This window comes from Paenibacillus assamensis DSM 18201 (assembly GCF_000422445.1).
GTDB classification, from domain to species: Bacteria; Bacillota; Bacilli; order Paenibacillales; family Paenibacillaceae; genus Paenibacillus_B; species Paenibacillus_B assamensis.
In genome coordinates, this window is the sequence record NZ_KE383840.1 from 35,897 (window position 1) to 53,282 (window position 17,386).

Here is a 17,386-nt window from a genome sequence, read left to right on the forward strand (position 1 = left end):
ACAACTCTAATAGCCTTCCAGCTGCCTCTTGGATAACGACACAATAAGCTCCCTCAGTTCCTTCTTTTGTTGAAGATGAACCTCTTTACGTTGGAAAGATACAAACAGCTTGAACCGACTAAATTGATCCAAGGACTGTATAATAAGCCGCTCCAGCTCCTCTTTATACGTCTGATGATACCCATTTTCGGCGAACAGGGCCAACGTCTCTTCCATGATGCTTTGCTTCTTCGCTTCCATCCGCTCGCCTCCTTACGAACTACAATCCTGCATGAAAAATGACTACGAGGTCAATTAATACCTACATAAATCTTGTAATCTATATTTCTATTATCCGTTTACAACATACCACACAACTATCGACTCCTTAAATATGTACAAAGAAAAACCTTTATCTTTGTTTAACAAGCATGTTTTGTTAACGACAGTAAAAAGCACATGGGCAAGCTCTTTCTCCTCCGTTTATATATGGGCGTTCGGCATTGCTGCACTAGGAATTATTTTGACACCTGCATTCATCCCTATCCCTTATCATCTACATGCATCGCACCATTTCATTTACGGTATTCCATTCATGCATGTGACGATATAGAAGAAGGTACCCTATGTCTTCGCAATAACGAAGAACAGTGGGTACCTTTTATTCATGTCGCGGCTAGTAACAGCGGCTGACTAGTAGCTCTTTATTGTTATCGCTTTGCTCTTAGTTATGATTCGCAGAGAACGCGATATTGCTATTTTTAATGTACGTGTTATGCCACAAGGCAAATACATACAGCGTCCAAATTTTACGAGAGTAATCTCCTTGACCTGCTTGATGGCGGCGGAACATCTCTTCAATTTGACTCAAGTTAACGATTGGATCGATACCGCTCGCAGAAATTTGCTCCCACATGATGCCAGCGCGATCTGTACGCAGCCAATCACGCATTGGTACAGGGAAGCCAAGCTTCGGACGGTTCAAGATGGAATCTGGAACAATTCCATTCATCGCTTGACGTAGTGCATACTTCGTCGTACCTTCTGCAATACGATATTTCATCGGAATCGTACGTGCCACATCGAATACTTTGCGGTCCAAGAATGGAACGCGAAGCTCCAGTGAGTGAGCCATTGTCAGCTTGTCCGCCTTCGCCAAAATATCACCTGGCATCCATAGATTCATATCGATATACTGCATGCGAGATACAGGATCGAGATGCTTCGTACGAGCATAGTATTCACCAGCTTTGTCAAATGGCTTCGTAAAGGAAGCGATTTGCTCTGCGGTTACACGCATAAGCTCTGGCTTCGCATCATCCGAGAAAATATTTGCATTTCCAAGGAAGCGCTGCTCCAATGGCGTCGTACCGCGCATCAAGTAGTTCTTACCGTAGAAGTTCGGAAGCTTGCGCAGCATTGCGTTTACAGAGCTCTTCATACCATCTGGCATCCAGTCTAGGTAACGCAAGGAATGCGGTTCGCGGTAAATACGGTATCCACCGAACAATTCATCTGCACCTTCACCTGAAAGTACAACCGTTACATGCTCTTTTGCCAAGCGCGCTACTTCATACAAAGCGATAGCAGAAGGATCCGCAACAGGCTCGTCCAAGTGCCAGATCGCACGAGGTACAGCATCAAAGTACATTTCCTGCGTAATCATGCGCTCAAAGTGCTCGGTATCAATTTGACGCGCTGTATCACGGGAAATAATGGTTTCATTGTTCGGTCCTTCGAAACCAACGCTGAACGTCTTGATCGGCTCCACCGAACGCATCATTGTTGAAGTAATCGTGGAATCGATACCACTGGACAAGAAACAACCGCGCTGAACTTCACTGTGAAGATGATGCTCAACGGAATCCTTCATGACATGGCGAATTTCATCCAACACTTGAGCCAATGGACGATCCACTGGATCGAACATCGGATCCCAATATTTGCGGAGCTTCGGCTCGCCTTGGAATGGGATCGTAATCGAGTGTGCTGGAGGCAGCTTATGGATGCCTTCATACATCGTATCCGGGTCCGGTACGTATTGGAACGTTAAGTAATTGTAGAAACTGTTCATGTTCAGCTTGCGTGGTACACCTGGTACCGTCAAAATGCTCTTAATTTCCGAACCGAACGCAAATACTTCTTCATTACGATAATAATAAACAGGCTTAATTCCAAAATGATCACGCGCAATAAAGAGCTGCTGCTTGTTGCGATCCCAGATCGCGATACCGAACATACCACGAAGATGATGAACGCAATCTTCTCCGTACTCTTCGTACAAATGCACGATTACTTCTGTATCTGTATGTGTTTTGAATTGATGTCCACGAGCAATTAAGTCCTCGCGCAATTCCATGTAGTTGTAAATTTCTCCATTAAAGATAAGCCATATCGAATCATCTTCATTGCTCAATGGCTGAGCTCCTTCAGCCACATCAATAATGGATAGACGACGGAACCCAAGTCCGACGCGATCGCCGATCCATAACTTTCCATCATCTGGTCCGCGATGATGAATAATAGCCATCATGTCGCGGATAATATGTTCAGACGGCAGTTGGCCGTTCAATTGCAATAACCCAGCAATACCACACATTCCAGTTCCAATCCCTTCGCTACACGCTAGACGGTGTCGAATATAAAATAATAATCAGTATAAAGCCCCTACCGACCGCAGGGACTTATCCTGTGTTACATTATAAACCTTTTTGACCATTTGCGACACCTACCCCTATTTTTTTGCACCAGTTCCCTGTCTTATAAACGTGTAATTTGAAGGTTTTCGGAACAACCTAATGAAACAAACACTAAGGACAAGGGGTCAAACCGAGGGATCACTTGACTGACCCCGGGTCTCAACCAAAAGAGGCGATGCCATGTTGTGGTTATTACTGCTATCAGGATTGGGAGCATTCGTACTGTTGTCACTTTGGTGCATGCCCCGAATTGCTGTACATCAAATGACGCGTATGAAGCGCTCTTCTTATGACAATTGCCTAGATTTATTGGAAGAATATCGAATATTTTCACGACAGCAGTTCTACGACCTACGAAAAGAAGAAGTTCGCATCCAAAGCCATGACGGACTTCAATTATACGGTACTTATATCGAGCTCGTTCCTCATTCCAAACGAATCATGATCTTCGTCCACGGTTATACAGGCGCATTGCCATGGTCGTCTCAATTCATCGATATGTTTGCTCAAGTTGGATTCAATGCTTTGTTAATTGATCAGCGAAGTCATGGCAATAGCGAAGGAAAATATGCAACATTTGGCCATATGGAAAAATACGATGTGCAGGCATGGGTAGATTGGGTGGTAAGACGAAATGGAGACGATAGTATTATCGGCCTTCATGGGCAATCTCTTGGAGGCGGAACCGTTCTTGAATACGTTGCGATCCACCGTCCGCAAGTTCGATTTATTGTGGCTGACTGTCCGTACTCAGACTTAACCGAACTCATACGCCATCAAGTCGTCAAACTCAATCGTGCACCTGCTTGGCCATTAATGCCATTAATTGATCGCTTATTGAAGCGAAAGGCAGCCTTTGAGATGAATGATGTTAGTCCCATTCGCGCCATAGCACAGTCGAAGCTGCCTATTTTATTTATTCATGGAGCAGCTGACATTTTCGTGCCCACTAAAATGAGCAAAGATTTGTATGCGGTGAAGCCAGAACCTAAGGAATTATTGCTTGTGGATAAAGCCACTCATGGTGTATCCCATTGTATTGAGCGAGAAGTGTATCGCAATGTGGTAATCAACTTCGTGACACGATACGTTGGAATGCCAAATCCAAGTCCGCAAGCAGAAGTAGATTTCGTTTATTCTATCGAGCTTAACAAGTCTTATTCCGGTGTATCCGTTCCATTTGCTGAACTTAACGAGTCCTACTCTGTTGCGACTGTTCAAGCTGCCGGTGGATATAGCGAGTCCAACTCTGTTGAGTCTATTCATGTTCAATCTGCTGGATTGGCTCCATTTGTTGAACCTATCTCTGCTGTCCCGGCGCTTTCTGAAGAGGAAGGATTACAAGTAGATGAAAATGAAGACGGAGAAACTGTACTGGAACCAAACTTTGCTTAAAATCTTAAAATGCTTAAAATTCTTGAACCCCTTAGAGTTTTTAGTAAATCTCGAAGTCCTGAGCATTCTTAGATTCGTATGATTATATATTCATGATAGAGACAAATATGCAGTTATTTTCGAACGAAAACTCCCTTTTTAAGGGATTATCCGCAAAAGTGCAGTTATTTTTTTAACTTAACCCGATTTTACGCATTATCAATGAAAATAACTGCATTTTTGTCCGTAAATGCTCTCTAACACGGATTTCTTAGTTAAATAGCTGCACTTTTGTCCAAATGCCAATCATTTATCTAATTCGCAACTCCATTCACACGATGAAAAAACACTCGGCAATCCAGTTTCTTGCTAACAACTAGAACTAGATACCTGCAGAATAATAGCGTTCAAGCTTATTAGAAAAATAGCTGATATGGAGTTGAACTATCTCATGCCAGCCCCTGAGCGCAAAAATCTAATCTTTCTACAACTAAAAATAACTTTCCTACCGTTACATCAATGGATGCTTGGAAGGACAGCCTCATTCCAAAAAAATGGGAGCCCTTTATCGGCCCCCACCTTTTCCGTACTTATACAAATGATTGCATGATTACATCTGCTAATCCATTTATCATCAGTTAGCCGTTTCAATCTTTGAAGACAGCAATTTGATCCCGAAGTCGATCCGCTTGATCACGCAGCAAGTCAGCCGAAGCAGCCATCTCTTCCATGAATGCATTTTGCTCTTGCGTAGCGCTAGCTACTTCCCGAGACCCCGCAACCATTTCCATTGAAATGCTTGTCATCTGCTCGGTTTGTTCCAGCGTGTTGGAGAAACGATCGGTCTGTTCATGCACAGCCTCAGCAATCTCATGCACAGCGGCTGAAGCTTGCTTCGTCACGGAAGCAATGTTCGATAAGGCTAATGCTGCCTCATCTTTCTTGTCAGCTTCTTTATTTACGCTCTCCACTTGGCATGTAATCAAGTTTACGGCTTCTTTCATTTGAGCTTGCATCTGAACAATGCGCTCATTAATGTCATTTACCGCATCCGCTGACTGTTCTGCCAACTTGCGCACTTCCGATGCAATAACCGCAAAGCCCGCACCATGCTCCCCTGCGCGTGCGGCTTCAATAGATGCATTTAACGCAAGCAAATGCGTCTGGTCAGCAATCTCTTTCACCGTGTAAGATATCGAACCAATCTGTTCCGCTTGTTCATTCAAGCGCTTCACCGTTTGAATCGATTGCTTCCCTGAAGCAGCCGCCTGAAGCATTCCGTCAATAATAGAAGAAAGCATATGCTCGCTCTGCGACAATGTGCTTAACATTTGCTGGGTCATCTGCTGAGTATCAGCAGCGCGCTTCTGAACCGAAACAGCTGATTCATGAATGTCCTGAATCGTCGCAGAAGTCTTTTTCGCCCATACAGCTTGCCGCTCCGCACCCTCGTGCATATGCTCTGTCGTTACAGCGATATGCTCGATTTGACCAGCAGCATGCGCCATTGCTTGACTAAGCGATACGGTGCTCGTCGTCGTAACGTTGGCACTGCTCTTTATTTCATGGACTATGCTATTGAGATTATCCGTCATCTTACCGAATGCATCTACAAGCACTTGAATCTCATCTTGATGAGCATAGGTCGGCAAACTAACATTAAGCTCCCCCCTAGAAGCTTTATAGGCTGCCTTCGTCAGTTGCATGAGTGGCTTGACAATGACTTGTGCAGCCAGCCAGCCGAGCAGGCATGTCCAAAATATGCCCATTAGGAATATGATTGCAGTATAGAGCAAATCATTCATATTTGGCGCAACATAAGGCTTAATCACAAATATAAAGAACCCGCTCGTCCCGTATGTAATACAAGATACGATCAATATTCCCAATACCATCTTAGCTCTTAAACCGAGTTTCATCTCTATATCTCCCCCAAAAGATTAGCGATTATATATCCTCGTACAGCTGAATCCCTTTCCTTGCGCGTTACTCAGGTTTTCTGCCAACTACAAGCAATAAGATGATCAAAATAAAGGCAATCAAAGCGAGCATCGGTATCGTCAACCAACCCTCCAAGTAATCGAAATTACAAGGAACTCCGACTTTGCAGGGCCCCATTTTTAATGCAAAACTCTCCACTTTTTGCAGCAAGTAGTGATAGATGGAAATACCCCCGCCAATAATCGGAAATGGCAGCGCGTAAACGACAATCGAATGATCGTTGCGGTATGCCGCAATACCAAGCAGCAGAACAAGTGGGTACATGAAAATACGTTGAAGCCAGCATAATTTGCAAGGTTCCCATAGTAAAATCTCACTCATATACAAACTGCCTGCGGTAGCAACAAGCGCTACTATCCAAGCCATGTACAGACCATAGCGGCGGAAAAAAGACATTACGACGCCTCCTTTATGGGTTTATTCAACTCCCCTGCGAGTGGTTATATAACCTTAACTGCTGAGTTTAGGAAGCTGCCAGTGCTTTTTCAATAGCAGCCTTAAGCTCTTCATAGTTCAATGGCTGCTCTGTCATATGCAGCTTGCCATTAATAAATACGGTAGGTGTCGAAGTAACCTTTGCTTCTTTGCTTACACGGTCATCATGCGCCAGTTGTTCTGCATAAGTCTCGTTGCGGATATCATCTTCAAGTTTCTTTAGATCTAACTCTGGTACAGCTTTTTTCGCAATATCTAACAAGTATTCTACGGTAAACTCTTGGGTTAAGTGCTGCACTTGATCCATATAAAGCGCCTCATGGAACTTCCAGAATGCATCATTGTTTTGTGCAAATACTGCTTCCCCAGCTAGTGCTGCCAAGCGAGTATTTCCTGGCTGGAACGTCATATTGCTGTAAGATAGATTCACTTTTCCTGTATCAATAAAGTCTTTCTTCAACTGCGGATATACGTGCTGCTTCCAGTTCACACAAGAACCACATTTATAATCGCCAAACTCAACCAGCGTTACCTTAGCGTCTTTAGAGCCGATAACTGGCTGATTCGACAAATCGAATGAAACAACATGTGTTTCCTTCTCTAGCTGCGCTTGTTCTTTTCCTGTCTTATCCAAATAACCAACTAATACGATTAAAAGAACAAGAACGATCGGGAAAGCAATTAAAGCTACTTTACTAATTTTTTTGTTTCCTTTTTTACGTGATTGTTTCGACATGATTAGTCACCTCTCAATTTGTTTGTTACTATTCGCCACACAGGCATGAACTTCCTTGTTTTAATTTAATCGATATTCAAACATAATTCTATTTCTTTCTTCATCTTCCTCTGTCATACTGTCGAGATTGCTGCTTAATTTTGAATATATTTTGTCATCTTCATTGTCCTCCACTCGCGGACATTCAAATTCGTACATACTAGGCAAAGCAGCCTATTAGAGCAACAAGGATTTCAAGTTCGTCGCGTTGCCTTATTCGAGCGTCCTACGCCACTGCAAGCTGGTCAATCATCGTTCTCCATCTGGCTAGAAACATTTGCGAATTATCGCCATTAATTCTCATTCCTTATTCGTGGAGAACTGGCACATACTAGTCTCGATAGCAGCGATCATGCATGTACAAGAACCCTTTGCAGGCACAGCTGCTGGGATTCACCTCGAACTAAGGTGAAAGGGGACTATCTCTTTGGCAAGTGACAAACGAAAAATAGCAATTATCGGCACGGACCCGATTGGCTCCAGCATTGCCTACAGCTTAGTTAATCACTCCATAACCACTCTCAAACCCTACATGAGCTCCATTGGATTGGAGACACAGCGATGAGCGTACGACGAGAATATATAATGACTCGTATGTTTAAAGCCTCTAACGGAATTGCCCAAGGCATATTTGTAACGCTAGGAATCGGATTACTCATCGAAAATGTAGGTAAGCTTGCAGGCTGGTCAGCGCTTATGAAGATTGGTTTCGTGGCTAAAATGCTCATGTCGCCAGCAATCGGAGCAGGGATTGCCTTCATGCTAGGTTCGACGGGATTGATCGTATTCTCAGCTATGATTGCCGCAGCAGTTGGTGCGGGAGCCATTCAGATTACCCCGGTAGGAGTATCCATTATTACAGGAGAACCCATTGGAGCCCTCTTGGCAGCAACTGCAGCCGTGTATATTGGCAAAAGATTATCAGGACGAACTCCTGTTGATATGATGCTTGTCCCTCTTGCTTCCATTGTGTTGGCAGGACTGCTTGGGCTATGGCTGAGCGCTGTAATTACACCTATATTACATACAGCGGGCGGCTTCATTAAAACAGCAGCGGAGATCAATCTCCTCATTTGTTCAATCGCATTGGCAGTGGTATGGGGCCTACTTCTCCTGTCACCAGCCTCCTCAGCTGCACTCGCCATTGCCCTTAATCTCGAGGGACTAGCTGGAGGGGCTGCTTTAGCTGGTTGTGCAGCACCATTTATCACCTTCGCTCTTATTTCCGCTAAGGAAAATGATATTGGTGGCATAGTAGCACAAGCGATCTGCACACCTAAAATTCAGCTGCCCAACATTACGAAAAATCTAAAAATTATTATTCCATCTGCAGCTGCCAGTGCAGTCATGGGCCCTGTGTCTGCGCTCATCTTCCATATTGAAGCGCCAAGCCAGATCGCAGGTATGGGACTTTGCTCATTCATTGCACCAATTACATTGGTACAATTGTATAACCCGTCTTATATTATTCCAGCTATGCTCATCACTTATATTCTCTTGCCCGCAGTTATATCGTATCCGATATACTTGCTGCTGCGCAAATCCGGTCATATCAAGCCAGGGGATTTAGCATTGCCAAAAGAATAACAACAAAAAAACAAGGCTGTCTTATCAAGTAGAAACCCATAAGGTTATCTACAGAAAGGCAGCCTTTTTCTAAATTGGTACTAAGAGGGACTACTTGTATAATTACTCCGCCTGACAATGCTCCTCACGCATATGCTCCAAGGTCATGCGCACGAGCAGTCTAATATGATGGTCATGCAGGGAATAGAATACATTTTTCCCTTCTTTGCGTGACTTCGCAATTCCGAGAGAACGCATCAAGCGAAGATGGTGTGACGTAGTAGCAATTGTATGACCCGTCAAAATCGCCATATCGCATACGCACAGCTCATCCCCTTTATCCAAATACATTGCCATTTTCATCCGTGTCGGATCAGACAGCGCCTTGAATAACTGTGACATCCCTTGTGCTTCTTTATCATCGACGGTGTGCTTCAAGGCACTAATTTTTTCAGCATCATAGCATACGATCTCACAAACTTCATTGTTTGATTGATTGTCCGTTTGTGCTGCAACATTTATTTTTTGATTGGCTGCCATCCGAAGCCCTCCTCATTGTTCGATATCCGATCATTTTTGATATATGTTGTAGCCATTCTAGCAAATGACCTACTTGTATTCAAATGCAATTCTATGTACATTGTAAGCTGTACGCTTACACCAGTCAGCCCCTAATGTTCATATAAGCTGTCCTATTTCTTGAGAATAACAACACTAGCCTGAACGCTGCGCCTATTTCACCTAAGTCCAACTAAAACCCTCTGAACCAAACGTCTCGATCATACGTTCACGAGTAGCTAAAGACACTGCCTGTTTGCCTTTAACAGAGACGTATGGGTCATCTGCAACATAAAATCGCCACAAGACGTCTGCATACTCCTCTGCATAAGGAATATTGATTCTCGGTGCACATAAAATATGCCTTGGCAATACAGGCTTTCCAACTTCAAGCCACATCGCTTCCCCATCCATCATATCATAGCCATCAAAGCTCTTATCGATATACATAGCTCGGCACAGCTTACCAGGTCCATTGCTCAAGTTAACGACTTTGTTAGAGCTGAGTGAACGGTATCTCTTCATGATTGATTCATCGTACTCTGTTAATGGCGCAGCAGCACGAATAAGTACCGCTTCTGCCTGTCCTTCCTCGGCAGCAACGACATTTAAACAATGATACATCCCATAAATAAGGTACACATAAGCATGCCCTGCTCTTTGAAACATCGTCTCCGTTCTTTTGGTACGACGATTGTTATAAGCATGACAACCCTTGTCGTGTGGAGCGACGTAACTTTCCGTTTCCACGATGCGAGCCCTTATCACACCTTCATCTGTCACACGGACAATCGTACGTCCAAGCAATTGTGGAGCGAGCGGTAGTGCGCTTTGTCTAAACCAGGATAACGGCAAGCGAGCTTGCGAAGGTTCATCTCCATACTGCAACTCATGTTCCATTCGATCACGCTCACCTTTAGGAGTTACATGCAAATCCAACGATTCAGCCCCCTTGGCTATATCATCAATCTTCAGACGGCTGCGACTTCGCACCTTCACAAATTTCACGGAATGCACAGCGACGGCAGCGTCGTTCATCATCGGTTACTTCAAATGCTTCCAGCGGCTTCGGTTCGTTCAGCTCTGGATTGAGCAAATAGCTTCGCATCTTGGAGATGCTAGACGCTGTATAAGCAACAAGCGCCTCCATCTCAGGCTCATCTACTTGGTCAATTTGACAACGACCGCTCAGTAAATATTCCGTGCGAATATCGATGCGTTCATAAGGAATGCCATAGTTCTCATGAACGTACCAGCCATAAAGCCGTAACTGTGTATCATTGCGCTCATCTTCCTGTCCCGTCTTCCAGTCTACGATTATATAGCGATCCTGCTTGCGGAACATGAAGTCTAGCTTCACATATACTTTTGTACCTTGAAGCTGAATCGTATTCAGCTTCTCCATCTCAACAAGATGGCAGCCGTCTTCATGCATAAACATCTGCATGCTTTCGCTAGTTAGCAGCCTATCGACCAATATAGGAAGCCGACTGCGAATTTGTTCCACTTGCCGATCCGGCAGACTGCCAAGATAATATACTTCCTCAAGCATTAATCTCGACTTCGGGTGCAGCCGCCATGACTCGACGTCTCTAGAATCCAAGTATGCCTGATTAAGCAGCTTGCGTATACGTCTCACAAGCTCATCTGCCTCGATTGCCTCGCCATAATGATGATACTGTTTGATCGTTTCTTCAGCCATTTTATGAACAGCATCACCGAACACTAAATATAAATTCGTCATCTGCTTAAGCCGATAAGCATGGCGGGCCAATACAGAAGACTCTGCTAACCAGCCATTATGAGCAGCATAATAGTGATAATAGTATTTGCGTCTGCATTCTTGAAAAAGATTGTGTCGTGATGGCGACCACGACCACTCGGGATAGGGTCTCGGAGGCATATGCCTAGCTCCTTTCCAGGTGTTATCCGATCATTCGTTCTATCGGTCTATTATATCACACCCAAAATAGCAGCAAAGACATTCATCAAGATGATCGTCCAGTCTGAACCCCAACAAACCGCACAAGCTCTATAGACTCAATCCTGTCCAGTTCCAGTACGTATAATAAAATACGATCATAACTAGAACATAAATAGGCAGCATAATCATACTTAGTTTCAGCAAATCTTTCGCATCATAAGCAACCTCTTCGTCCTCATAAAATAGCAGCAGTGCCTTCGAACTAACAGGGAATGTAACACAGTAGTTCATAGCCACTAAACTAAGAAACACGATCGCTGTCTCATTTAAACCGAGCGATTGCCCAAATACGATCAATCCTGGAATCATAACAACGGCACGAGTTGTATGAGAAGTAATATATAAATGCGAAGTAACCGTAATAATTAGCACCGTTAACAAAATGATAAAGTCCGGAACATGCTGAAGCACATCAAGTAACTGAAACAGACGCTGTTGAATCCAATTCACAACTCCCGTTTCGACGAGCCCTTTTCCCAGCGCTGTCGCAGCGGCAACGAATACGATCAAACTCCACGATATCGACTTAATCCCCTGCTTCCAGGTGATAACACCCCATTGCGGTGTCATAAACAGCAGTGCACCAATCATTGTAATAAACGCCAAATCATAGCCATGCAAACTTTCCGTCATCCAAGCAACAATGAGTCCGCCTGTCATCCATACCGTCTTTTTCTCCATTACAGTTAAACGGCTGCTATCGCTCGCATCTTCCGCCTCTATCGAACGAGAAGGCTCAGCTAAAGGTTGCAAAGGCTCTTTAGAACCATATAGCTTTTGTAAGACAAGTAAGGAGATTGCACAAATGACCAGTACAAAGGGAACCCCCCAAATAAACCACTGCACGTAGGAGATGGTCTGGCCACTCGTCTGCTCTAATATACCAATCCCGATTACATGTGCACCTGCACCAATCAAGGTAGCCGATGTACTCATCAAGATCATAATTGGTACAAGCATAGCAAGCGTCTGCTTCTGGCGTTTGCTATGCAGCAAAGCACTAATCTCCTTCACGATCGGCATCGATAATGCCGCCCGCCCTGACGTGGACGGGATGAAAAAAGATACGACTTGAAGCGCTAACGTCAATAATGTCATAACATGTCCGGAATGGCGTGCTCTTCGAACAACAGCGCGTGTAAATCGAGAAGCAAGCCCCGATTCACGAACGGCTTCACCAATGACGAACGCTCCAACCATTAGCCAGACAACCTCTTCTGCAAACGATTCATACAATAAAGAAGCTTCGGCACCACGGCATAGAACGATTGCAATAACAGCACCTAATGCTACGTAGCCCGCTGGAAGTGAACTTCCAATCCATAACCCCATCGCTAAGAGAAAGAAGAAGGCTGTTACTTTTGCTTCATACGGAAGCCCTTCCACTAACGCTATGAGTACAATGGATACAGCTACAGCCAGCGCACTAAAAATATGACTGTTCAATAGTTTCGTAAGACGAGTTCCCCATCGCTGCTGTGTTGAAGTTCGTCTACTTAAATCAGGCTCCATTCTACTAAACTCCTCCTTGATGCTGCTCACGCTGCGCGATCTGATAACCGATGCGAATATAGCGCATAGATGCCTCCACACTATCAGCGATCCAAGCGGATGCTTTAATCATTGCCTTTTCCAGTGAAGTTGGTTTCTGAATAATGCTCATAAATGCATCAATCCCACTGTCATAGTTCACATGAGCGTCTTTGCCGATTGTGCCTGTAATCGCAATGACAGGAATTCCATGCTTCTTGGCAATACGAGCAACTTCAGCCGGAATCTTGCCATTCGGCGTCTGGAAGTCCAAACATCCCTCTGCCGTCAACACAACATCGGCTTGCTCAATCGTCTCTTCGATTTGGATGTATTTCATAATAACATCGTAGCGTGGATGTAATTTCGCACCTGTAAAGGCAACTAACCCAGCTCCAAGACCTCCTGAAGCTCCGCTGCCCGGAGATTGACGTACATCAAGCTCAAGATGTTGTTGAATCAATGCTGCATACGTATCAAAGGCAGATGATAACTGCTCCACTTCTTCTTCCGTTGCACCCTTCTGCGGCCCAAATACTCGCGCCACACCTTTTTCACCACACAGAACATTGTGCCAGTTGCATGCCACATCAATATTCACTTTACGCAAGCGTTCGTCCAAGTGAGATAGATCCATATCTGCCACCTCACCCAAATCTCCGCCCCCGCGAACGACTATCTCGGCTCCATTCTTATCAAGGAAACGTAGACCTAACGCTTGAGCCATCCCAGCACCGCCATCTGAAGTCCCAGAATCTCCGCATCCGATCAAAATATTGTCCACTTCCAAGTCCAATGCAGCCGAAATCAACTGTCCGACCCCATACGTCGTTGTCCACAACGGATTGCGCTGATTGCGCGGCACAAGCTTCAAGCCCGCTACCGCAGCCATCTCAATTACAGCAGTTTTTTTACCGCATTCATCGGTGAATACGCCAAAGTGACTTTTAACAACCTTTCCTACTGGCCCTATTACTTTTTTAGGAATCAACGTGCCCTTTTTTATGTTAATAATCGTCTTCGCGAAACCTTCTCCTCCATCGATCATTGGAATGACGGCGATATCTGCCAATGGATTCAGGCGGCATACCCCTTCTTGCATCGCGATTGCAACTTCCTCAGCATCTAAACATTCTTTAAATCCAGATGGTATCATTACAATTTTCATTTTACTTCCTCCCCAAATATTTCCCTTAGTTGTTCTCTTAGACCTTACTTTACAGATCGAAACAAAGAAGGACGTGAGAGATAGATTAGAAAATAGTGAGAAAATGAGGTTAATTTCATAAGTTCATGTAAAATGTTTGGATTTTTTTAGAAGAACGTGAAACATCTGTTTCCCTATGCTCGTTAATAGTGATGTACCACTTAAATATCCTAATAAAACCAAATTAAGGGGGAGCTCTATGGTTGCAAGTAAATGGAAGAAAATGATGATTCTCATTTCTGCATTCTGCACCGTATTTACCATTACGATGGTCGCTCAAGTGCAAGCTACAAATATTCCTTCCTACCCTGCAGTCAAACAAGAACAGAGCTTATGGTGTTGGGCGGGCGCCAGTGCCAGCATTTTGAAGCACTACGGTAAACATGTGTCACAATGCGATATCGCAAAAGCAGTCAAAGGTACTTCTACATGCTCTGACGTGTCCGCTAGCGCACAAGAAACACAGAACGGACTTGTCCAATATGGAATTTCGAGTTGGCTGTATGATGGAGCGCTTACTTATTCCGATGTAAAAACCCAAATTGACAATAACAGCCGTCCTGTCTATGTGTCTTGGCAATGGAGTACGGGAGGCGGACATGTCGTCGTTATTTATGGTTACGATTCGGTCGGGGGCAATGACATGATCAACTATATGGACCCTCTTGTCGGCCGAAAAACATCGATGCGCTATACCGAATTCAAGGGCGGCAGTTCATATAATCAGACTTGGCGTTGGGGCTTAAAAGATCTTTACAAGTTCAAATAGGAGGTGGAGGAAAATGATGAAAAGAACGATTACATCCGTTACAGCCGCAATGACACTGACGTTCATCACATTTGTGTCCCTATTCATAGGCACGCCCTTCATTCACACGGTGGACGCATTTAAATCACAGTCGATTCCTGCCGAGGTACAAAGCTATGTAGATAAAGAGGCCCGCCCATTATTTATTGAGGCCGTTAGCAAAGATCCGCGTGGATACGGTTATTCAACTGCGCAAGAGGTACAAAATATAACTGTTGGTGAAGGATTCCCCGTGTACCTAATTGACCCCCAACAACTTAGCCTTCCTACATCTAATACATTTCAAGATGTCATTCGTCCTACTGAGCAATGGGAATTTATTGTATATAGCGATCAACAGGCCATGTCGTTTTTGCGAGTAAGCAAGACTTCTTCTGGCTATCAGCTCGAATCCTTTGGCGGTGATTCCAGCTATGTAAAGTCAGCGTTACAGCAACTCCCTGCTGTAGGCAACAATCCCTATATTCTCGTTACCGATAAGTCCGACAAATATATCGTCAAGCTGGGCGAAACCCAGCAAGAGCTTGTTGCCATTGCCTCGCCTAATCAAGATCTTCAATCGTTTGGCGTCCCCAATGATCAAGCTATACACTCCGCACCTATTATTAAGGCTTTGAAACAATACCAGATTCAAAATGAACATTCGGATCGTGACGGCGGTTCAAACCTAATGGGCGCTAGAATGATTGGTATTGTCGATGACACATCATCGAATCAGCCGATCCTACGTGCCGTACTTGTTAGCATTACTGCCGCTCTTTTCTGTACATTGCTATTATGGGTCGTGATCAAAGTTAGAACGAAACAATAAATGAATCTTAGCTGCTGAAAAATAAAAGACTAGGCTCTTCCATGTAGGAAGGACCCAGTCTTTTTTCTTGTTATTCGATATTCTCTGCAGTTGAAAGACTATGCAGACTATGCGCCACATGTGAATGCTAAACTTTAGCCTATTTTCATCTAAGCTTTTATCCACGCACGCTTCAGATCCATCTCTTCAATACAGCGACTATCATCATGATGCTCATATTGAATAAGTGGTGAGACCGGATACAGATGCAGACGTTCATCTTCAATTGGCTTTAACAATCGATTCAAGTAATCTAGTTCCATAGAGCTTGGTTGAAGCCACGCCTCCATCTCATCTTGATCGAGTATGGCAGGCATCCGAGAATCAAATTCCAATATCGTTCGATTTGCACGAGACATTACGATTGTACAATTGTAATGATCTTCACCTTGCGGACTGCGCCAACATTCATACAGCCCCGCAATACCGAAGATTCCCCTTGTCTGTAACACCACACGAACTGGATGCATTCGCTTCTCCTGCTTGCGCCAATAGTATAAGCCGTTACAAGGAATAAGGCAGCGTCTACGCTCCACCATTCTAAAGTAGGAGGAATTCTCCGCAACGGCTGTTAAATCCGCATTAATCGCGTCTGGCGCCCAGAACGGTACGAGCCCCCAGCGGTAAGCATCCAACACTCTGCGTCCTTCTTGTTCCATAATGATGGGAATGAACTGAGTGGGTCTTATGTTATAACGTGGACGATAAGCAATTCGTGATTCATCGAGCTTGAAGGTTGACTTCAGCTCCGAATAATCCGTACTGAGTGATAATTGACGGCACATTGCCCTCACCTCCTGTACGCGTAGTTTGCGCACAAGTGGAAAGGATATACATTTTATAGATGGGATAAGATCATGATTAGTGATGACTGTAGCTTTGAAGAACTTTCGGAATTATTGTCTTTGTTTAGAATGCTGAGAAGTAGTAATATTCGTTGCCTACCCTAGTATTGCGGCAGGAAGTATAGCGATGAAGAGAATAAAGACTGTAGGAAGAATGATTGTCGCTAGTGCTCTTTTTTTAGAAAACTGATGTGCTTCTGAAATACCAATCACCAGGATAACAATGCCCCATATCACAACTACAAAACTAACAATCGCAAGAAGAGCAGCCCATCCCGCCACTAAGAAACCAGTAGCTGTTGTTGTAAATACTTGCTTGCCAAATATCAAAAGCGACGGAATCCAGAGCAACCCCGTAATTGCCGTAGGTCCATATCCAGCCAGCCCATTGACAGCACGAATTTCTTGGCTATCTGCGGTTCCCCCGAGCATCGTCCCAATCCATAGCATAAGAAAGCTACTAATATAATAACTGATAACACCACTAATAATCCCAACAACAAAGGCTAGTAAAATAATCGTGGCTAACGGTGAATGATCCCCCATACCATCTTTGGCATAGCTATCCAACGTTCCAAAAAATGAGCTAATGCCTACGAGCAGCAGTGAAAACCAATCTGACTTTGTTACTTGCATATGTTCCCGCATGACTTCTCGTGGATTGAACCACATTTCACCTAGCGCTCGCAACCTTTGTCTCCATACCATTGCATCCGTGTTCGTTGACATAAACACGCTCCTTTATTTACTTGGCTAATGATGCTGGAAGAGCCGA

General features: G+C 44.2%; 16 protein-coding genes. 4 read left to right on the forward strand and 12 right to left on the reverse strand.

Features of this window, described 5'->3' with window-relative positions; all coding sequences use genetic code 11:
* Positions 1-6 precede the first annotated feature (6 nt).
* Entirely contained in the window at positions 7-240 is a 234-nt protein-coding gene (locus tag H580_RS0121965) for a hypothetical protein (RefSeq protein ID WP_028596689.1), read from the reverse strand.
* Positions 241-703: 463 nt separating this feature from the next.
* Positions 704-2,578, reverse strand: a complete 1,875-nt coding sequence (asnB, locus tag H580_RS0121970) for an asparagine synthase (glutamine-hydrolyzing) (RefSeq protein WP_028596690.1) — start codon at positions 2,576-2,578, stop codon at positions 704-706.
* Between the two features lie 280 nt (positions 2,579-2,858).
* On the opposite strand from asnB, the gene H580_RS25185 reads away from it, so the two are divergent.
* The gene (locus tag H580_RS25185; RefSeq protein WP_084509487.1) at positions 2,859-4,073 is read left to right on the forward strand and encodes an alpha/beta hydrolase; all 1,215 of its coding nucleotides are present in this window, start codon (positions 2,859-2,861) and stop codon (positions 4,071-4,073) included.
* 626 nt (positions 4,074-4,699) lie between these two features.
* Here the strand turns inward: H580_RS25185 and H580_RS0121980 are convergent.
* The 3 genes from H580_RS0121980 to H580_RS25190 form a co-directional block, all read right to left on the reverse strand.
* On the reverse strand, positions 4,700-5,971 hold the full coding sequence (locus H580_RS0121980) for a methyl-accepting chemotaxis protein (protein ID WP_028596691.1): 1,272 nt from the start codon (positions 5,969-5,971) through the stop codon (positions 4,700-4,702).
* Positions 5,972-6,038: 67 nt separating this feature from the next.
* Positions 6,039-6,449, reverse strand: coding sequence for a disulfide oxidoreductase (locus H580_RS0121985; RefSeq protein WP_028596692.1), 411 nt, complete (start codon positions 6,447-6,449; stop codon positions 6,039-6,041).
* A gap of 67 nt (positions 6,450-6,516) precedes the next feature.
* Positions 6,517-7,224, reverse strand: a complete 708-nt coding sequence (locus H580_RS25190; protein WP_036605650.1) for a DsbA family protein — start codon at positions 7,222-7,224, stop codon at positions 6,517-6,519.
* Positions 7,225-7,824: 600 nt separating this feature from the next.
* Between H580_RS25190 and H580_RS0121995 the strand changes: the two genes are divergently transcribed.
* A complete protein-coding gene (locus H580_RS0121995; RefSeq protein WP_028596693.1) occupies positions 7,825-8,850 on the forward strand; it encodes a PTS sugar transporter subunit IIC in 1,026 nt (341 codons plus the stop codon).
* Between the two features lie 102 nt (positions 8,851-8,952).
* On the opposite strand, the gene H580_RS0122000 is transcribed toward H580_RS0121995, so the two are convergent.
* From H580_RS0122000 to H580_RS0122025, 5 genes are all read right to left on the reverse strand, one after another.
* Positions 8,953-9,369 carry an ArsR/SmtB family transcription factor gene (locus H580_RS0122000; RefSeq protein ID WP_028596694.1) on the reverse strand — a complete coding sequence of 139 codons (417 nt, stop codon included), beginning with the start codon at positions 9,367-9,369 and terminating at the stop codon, positions 8,953-8,955.
* 201 nt (positions 9,370-9,570) lie between these two features.
* Positions 9,571-10,326, reverse strand: coding sequence for a DNA-3-methyladenine glycosylase (locus H580_RS25195; RefSeq protein ID WP_245583628.1), 756 nt, complete (start codon positions 10,324-10,326; stop codon positions 9,571-9,573).
* A 25-nt stretch (positions 10,327-10,351) separates the two neighbouring features.
* A complete protein-coding gene (locus tag H580_RS0122010) occupies positions 10,352-11,290 on the reverse strand; it encodes a PD-(D/E)XK nuclease family protein (RefSeq protein WP_028596695.1) in 939 nt (312 codons plus the stop codon).
* Between the two features lie 129 nt (positions 11,291-11,419).
* Positions 11,420-12,883 (reverse strand): SLC13 family permease, encoded by a 1,464-nt coding sequence (locus H580_RS0122020; protein WP_084509489.1) that lies wholly within the window; start codon positions 12,881-12,883, stop codon positions 11,420-11,422.
* Positions 12,884-12,887: 4 nt separating this feature from the next.
* The gene (locus H580_RS0122025; RefSeq protein ID WP_028596697.1) at positions 12,888-14,069 is read right to left on the reverse strand and encodes a glycerate kinase family protein; all 1,182 of its coding nucleotides are present in this window, start codon (positions 14,067-14,069) and stop codon (positions 12,888-12,890) included.
* 238 nt (positions 14,070-14,307) lie between these two features.
* Here H580_RS0122025 and H580_RS25665 point away from each other — a divergent pair, with 238 nt between their 5' ends.
* Positions 14,308-14,877: a papain-like cysteine protease family protein gene (locus tag H580_RS25665; RefSeq protein ID WP_051217654.1), complete on the forward strand. Its 570-nt coding sequence runs from the start codon at positions 14,308-14,310 to the stop codon at positions 14,875-14,877.
* A gap of 13 nt (positions 14,878-14,890) precedes the next feature.
* The gene (locus H580_RS0122035; protein ID WP_028596698.1) at positions 14,891-15,727 is read left to right on the forward strand and encodes a hypothetical protein; all 837 of its coding nucleotides are present in this window, start codon (positions 14,891-14,893) and stop codon (positions 15,725-15,727) included.
* 149 nt (positions 15,728-15,876) lie between these two features.
* Here H580_RS0122035 and H580_RS0122040 read toward each other — a convergent pair whose 3' ends face one another.
* A complete protein-coding gene (locus H580_RS0122040; RefSeq protein ID WP_028596699.1) occupies positions 15,877-16,551 on the reverse strand; it encodes an SOS response-associated peptidase in 675 nt (224 codons plus the stop codon).
* A 156-nt stretch (positions 16,552-16,707) separates the two neighbouring features.
* Positions 16,708-17,340 carry a Yip1 family protein gene (locus tag H580_RS0122045; RefSeq protein ID WP_028596700.1) on the reverse strand — a complete coding sequence of 211 codons (633 nt, stop codon included), beginning with the start codon at positions 17,338-17,340 and terminating at the stop codon, positions 16,708-16,710.
* Between the last annotated feature and the right edge of the window lie 46 nt (positions 17,341-17,386).

What these genes read in the sequence shown, in the direction of transcription:
- H580_RS25665 (WP_051217654.1), top strand. Translation starts at nt 14,308, where the DNA reads ATGGTTGCAAGTAAATGGAAGAAAATGATGATTCTCATTTCTGCATTC.
- H580_RS0121985 (WP_028596692.1), bottom strand. Translation starts at nt 6,449, where the DNA reads ATGTCTTTTTTCCGCCGCTATGGTCTGTACATGGCTTGGATAGTAGCG.
- H580_RS0122035 (WP_028596698.1), top strand. Translation starts at nt 14,891, where the DNA reads ATGATGAAAAGAACGATTACATCCGTTACAGCCGCAATGACACTGACG.
- H580_RS0122020 (WP_084509489.1), bottom strand. Translation starts at nt 12,883, where the DNA reads ATGGAGCCTGATTTAAGTAGACGAACTTCAACACAGCAGCGATGGGGA.
- H580_RS25185 (WP_084509487.1), top strand. Translation starts at nt 2,859, where the DNA reads ATGTTGTGGTTATTACTGCTATCAGGATTGGGAGCATTCGTACTGTTG.
- asnB (WP_028596690.1), bottom strand. Translation starts at nt 2,578, where the DNA reads ATGTGTGGTATTGCTGGGTTATTGCAATTGAACGGCCAACTGCCGTCT.
- H580_RS0122040 (WP_028596699.1), bottom strand. Translation starts at nt 16,551, where the DNA reads ATGTGCCGTCAATTATCACTCAGTACGGATTATTCGGAGCTGAAGTCA.
- H580_RS0122010 (WP_028596695.1), bottom strand. Translation starts at nt 11,290, where the DNA reads ATGCCTCCGAGACCCTATCCCGAGTGGTCGTGGTCGCCATCACGACAC.
- H580_RS0122000 (WP_028596694.1), bottom strand. Translation starts at nt 9,369, where the DNA reads ATGGCAGCCAATCAAAAAATAAATGTTGCAGCACAAACGGACAATCAA.
- H580_RS0121965 (WP_028596689.1), bottom strand. Translation starts at nt 240, where the DNA reads ATGGAAGCGAAGAAGCAAAGCATCATGGAAGAGACGTTGGCCCTGTTC.
- H580_RS0122045 (WP_028596700.1), bottom strand. Translation starts at nt 17,340, where the DNA reads ATGTCAACGAACACGGATGCAATGGTATGGAGACAAAGGTTGCGAGCG.
- H580_RS0122025 (WP_028596697.1), bottom strand. Translation starts at nt 14,069, where the DNA reads ATGAAAATTGTAATGATACCATCTGGATTTAAAGAATGTTTAGATGCT.
- H580_RS0121980 (WP_028596691.1), bottom strand. Translation starts at nt 5,971, where the DNA reads ATGAAACTCGGTTTAAGAGCTAAGATGGTATTGGGAATATTGATCGTA.
- H580_RS0121995 (WP_028596693.1), top strand. Translation starts at nt 7,825, where the DNA reads ATGAGCGTACGACGAGAATATATAATGACTCGTATGTTTAAAGCCTCT.
- H580_RS25190 (WP_036605650.1), bottom strand. Translation starts at nt 7,224, where the DNA reads ATGTCGAAACAATCACGTAAAAAAGGAAACAAAAAAATTAGTAAAGTA.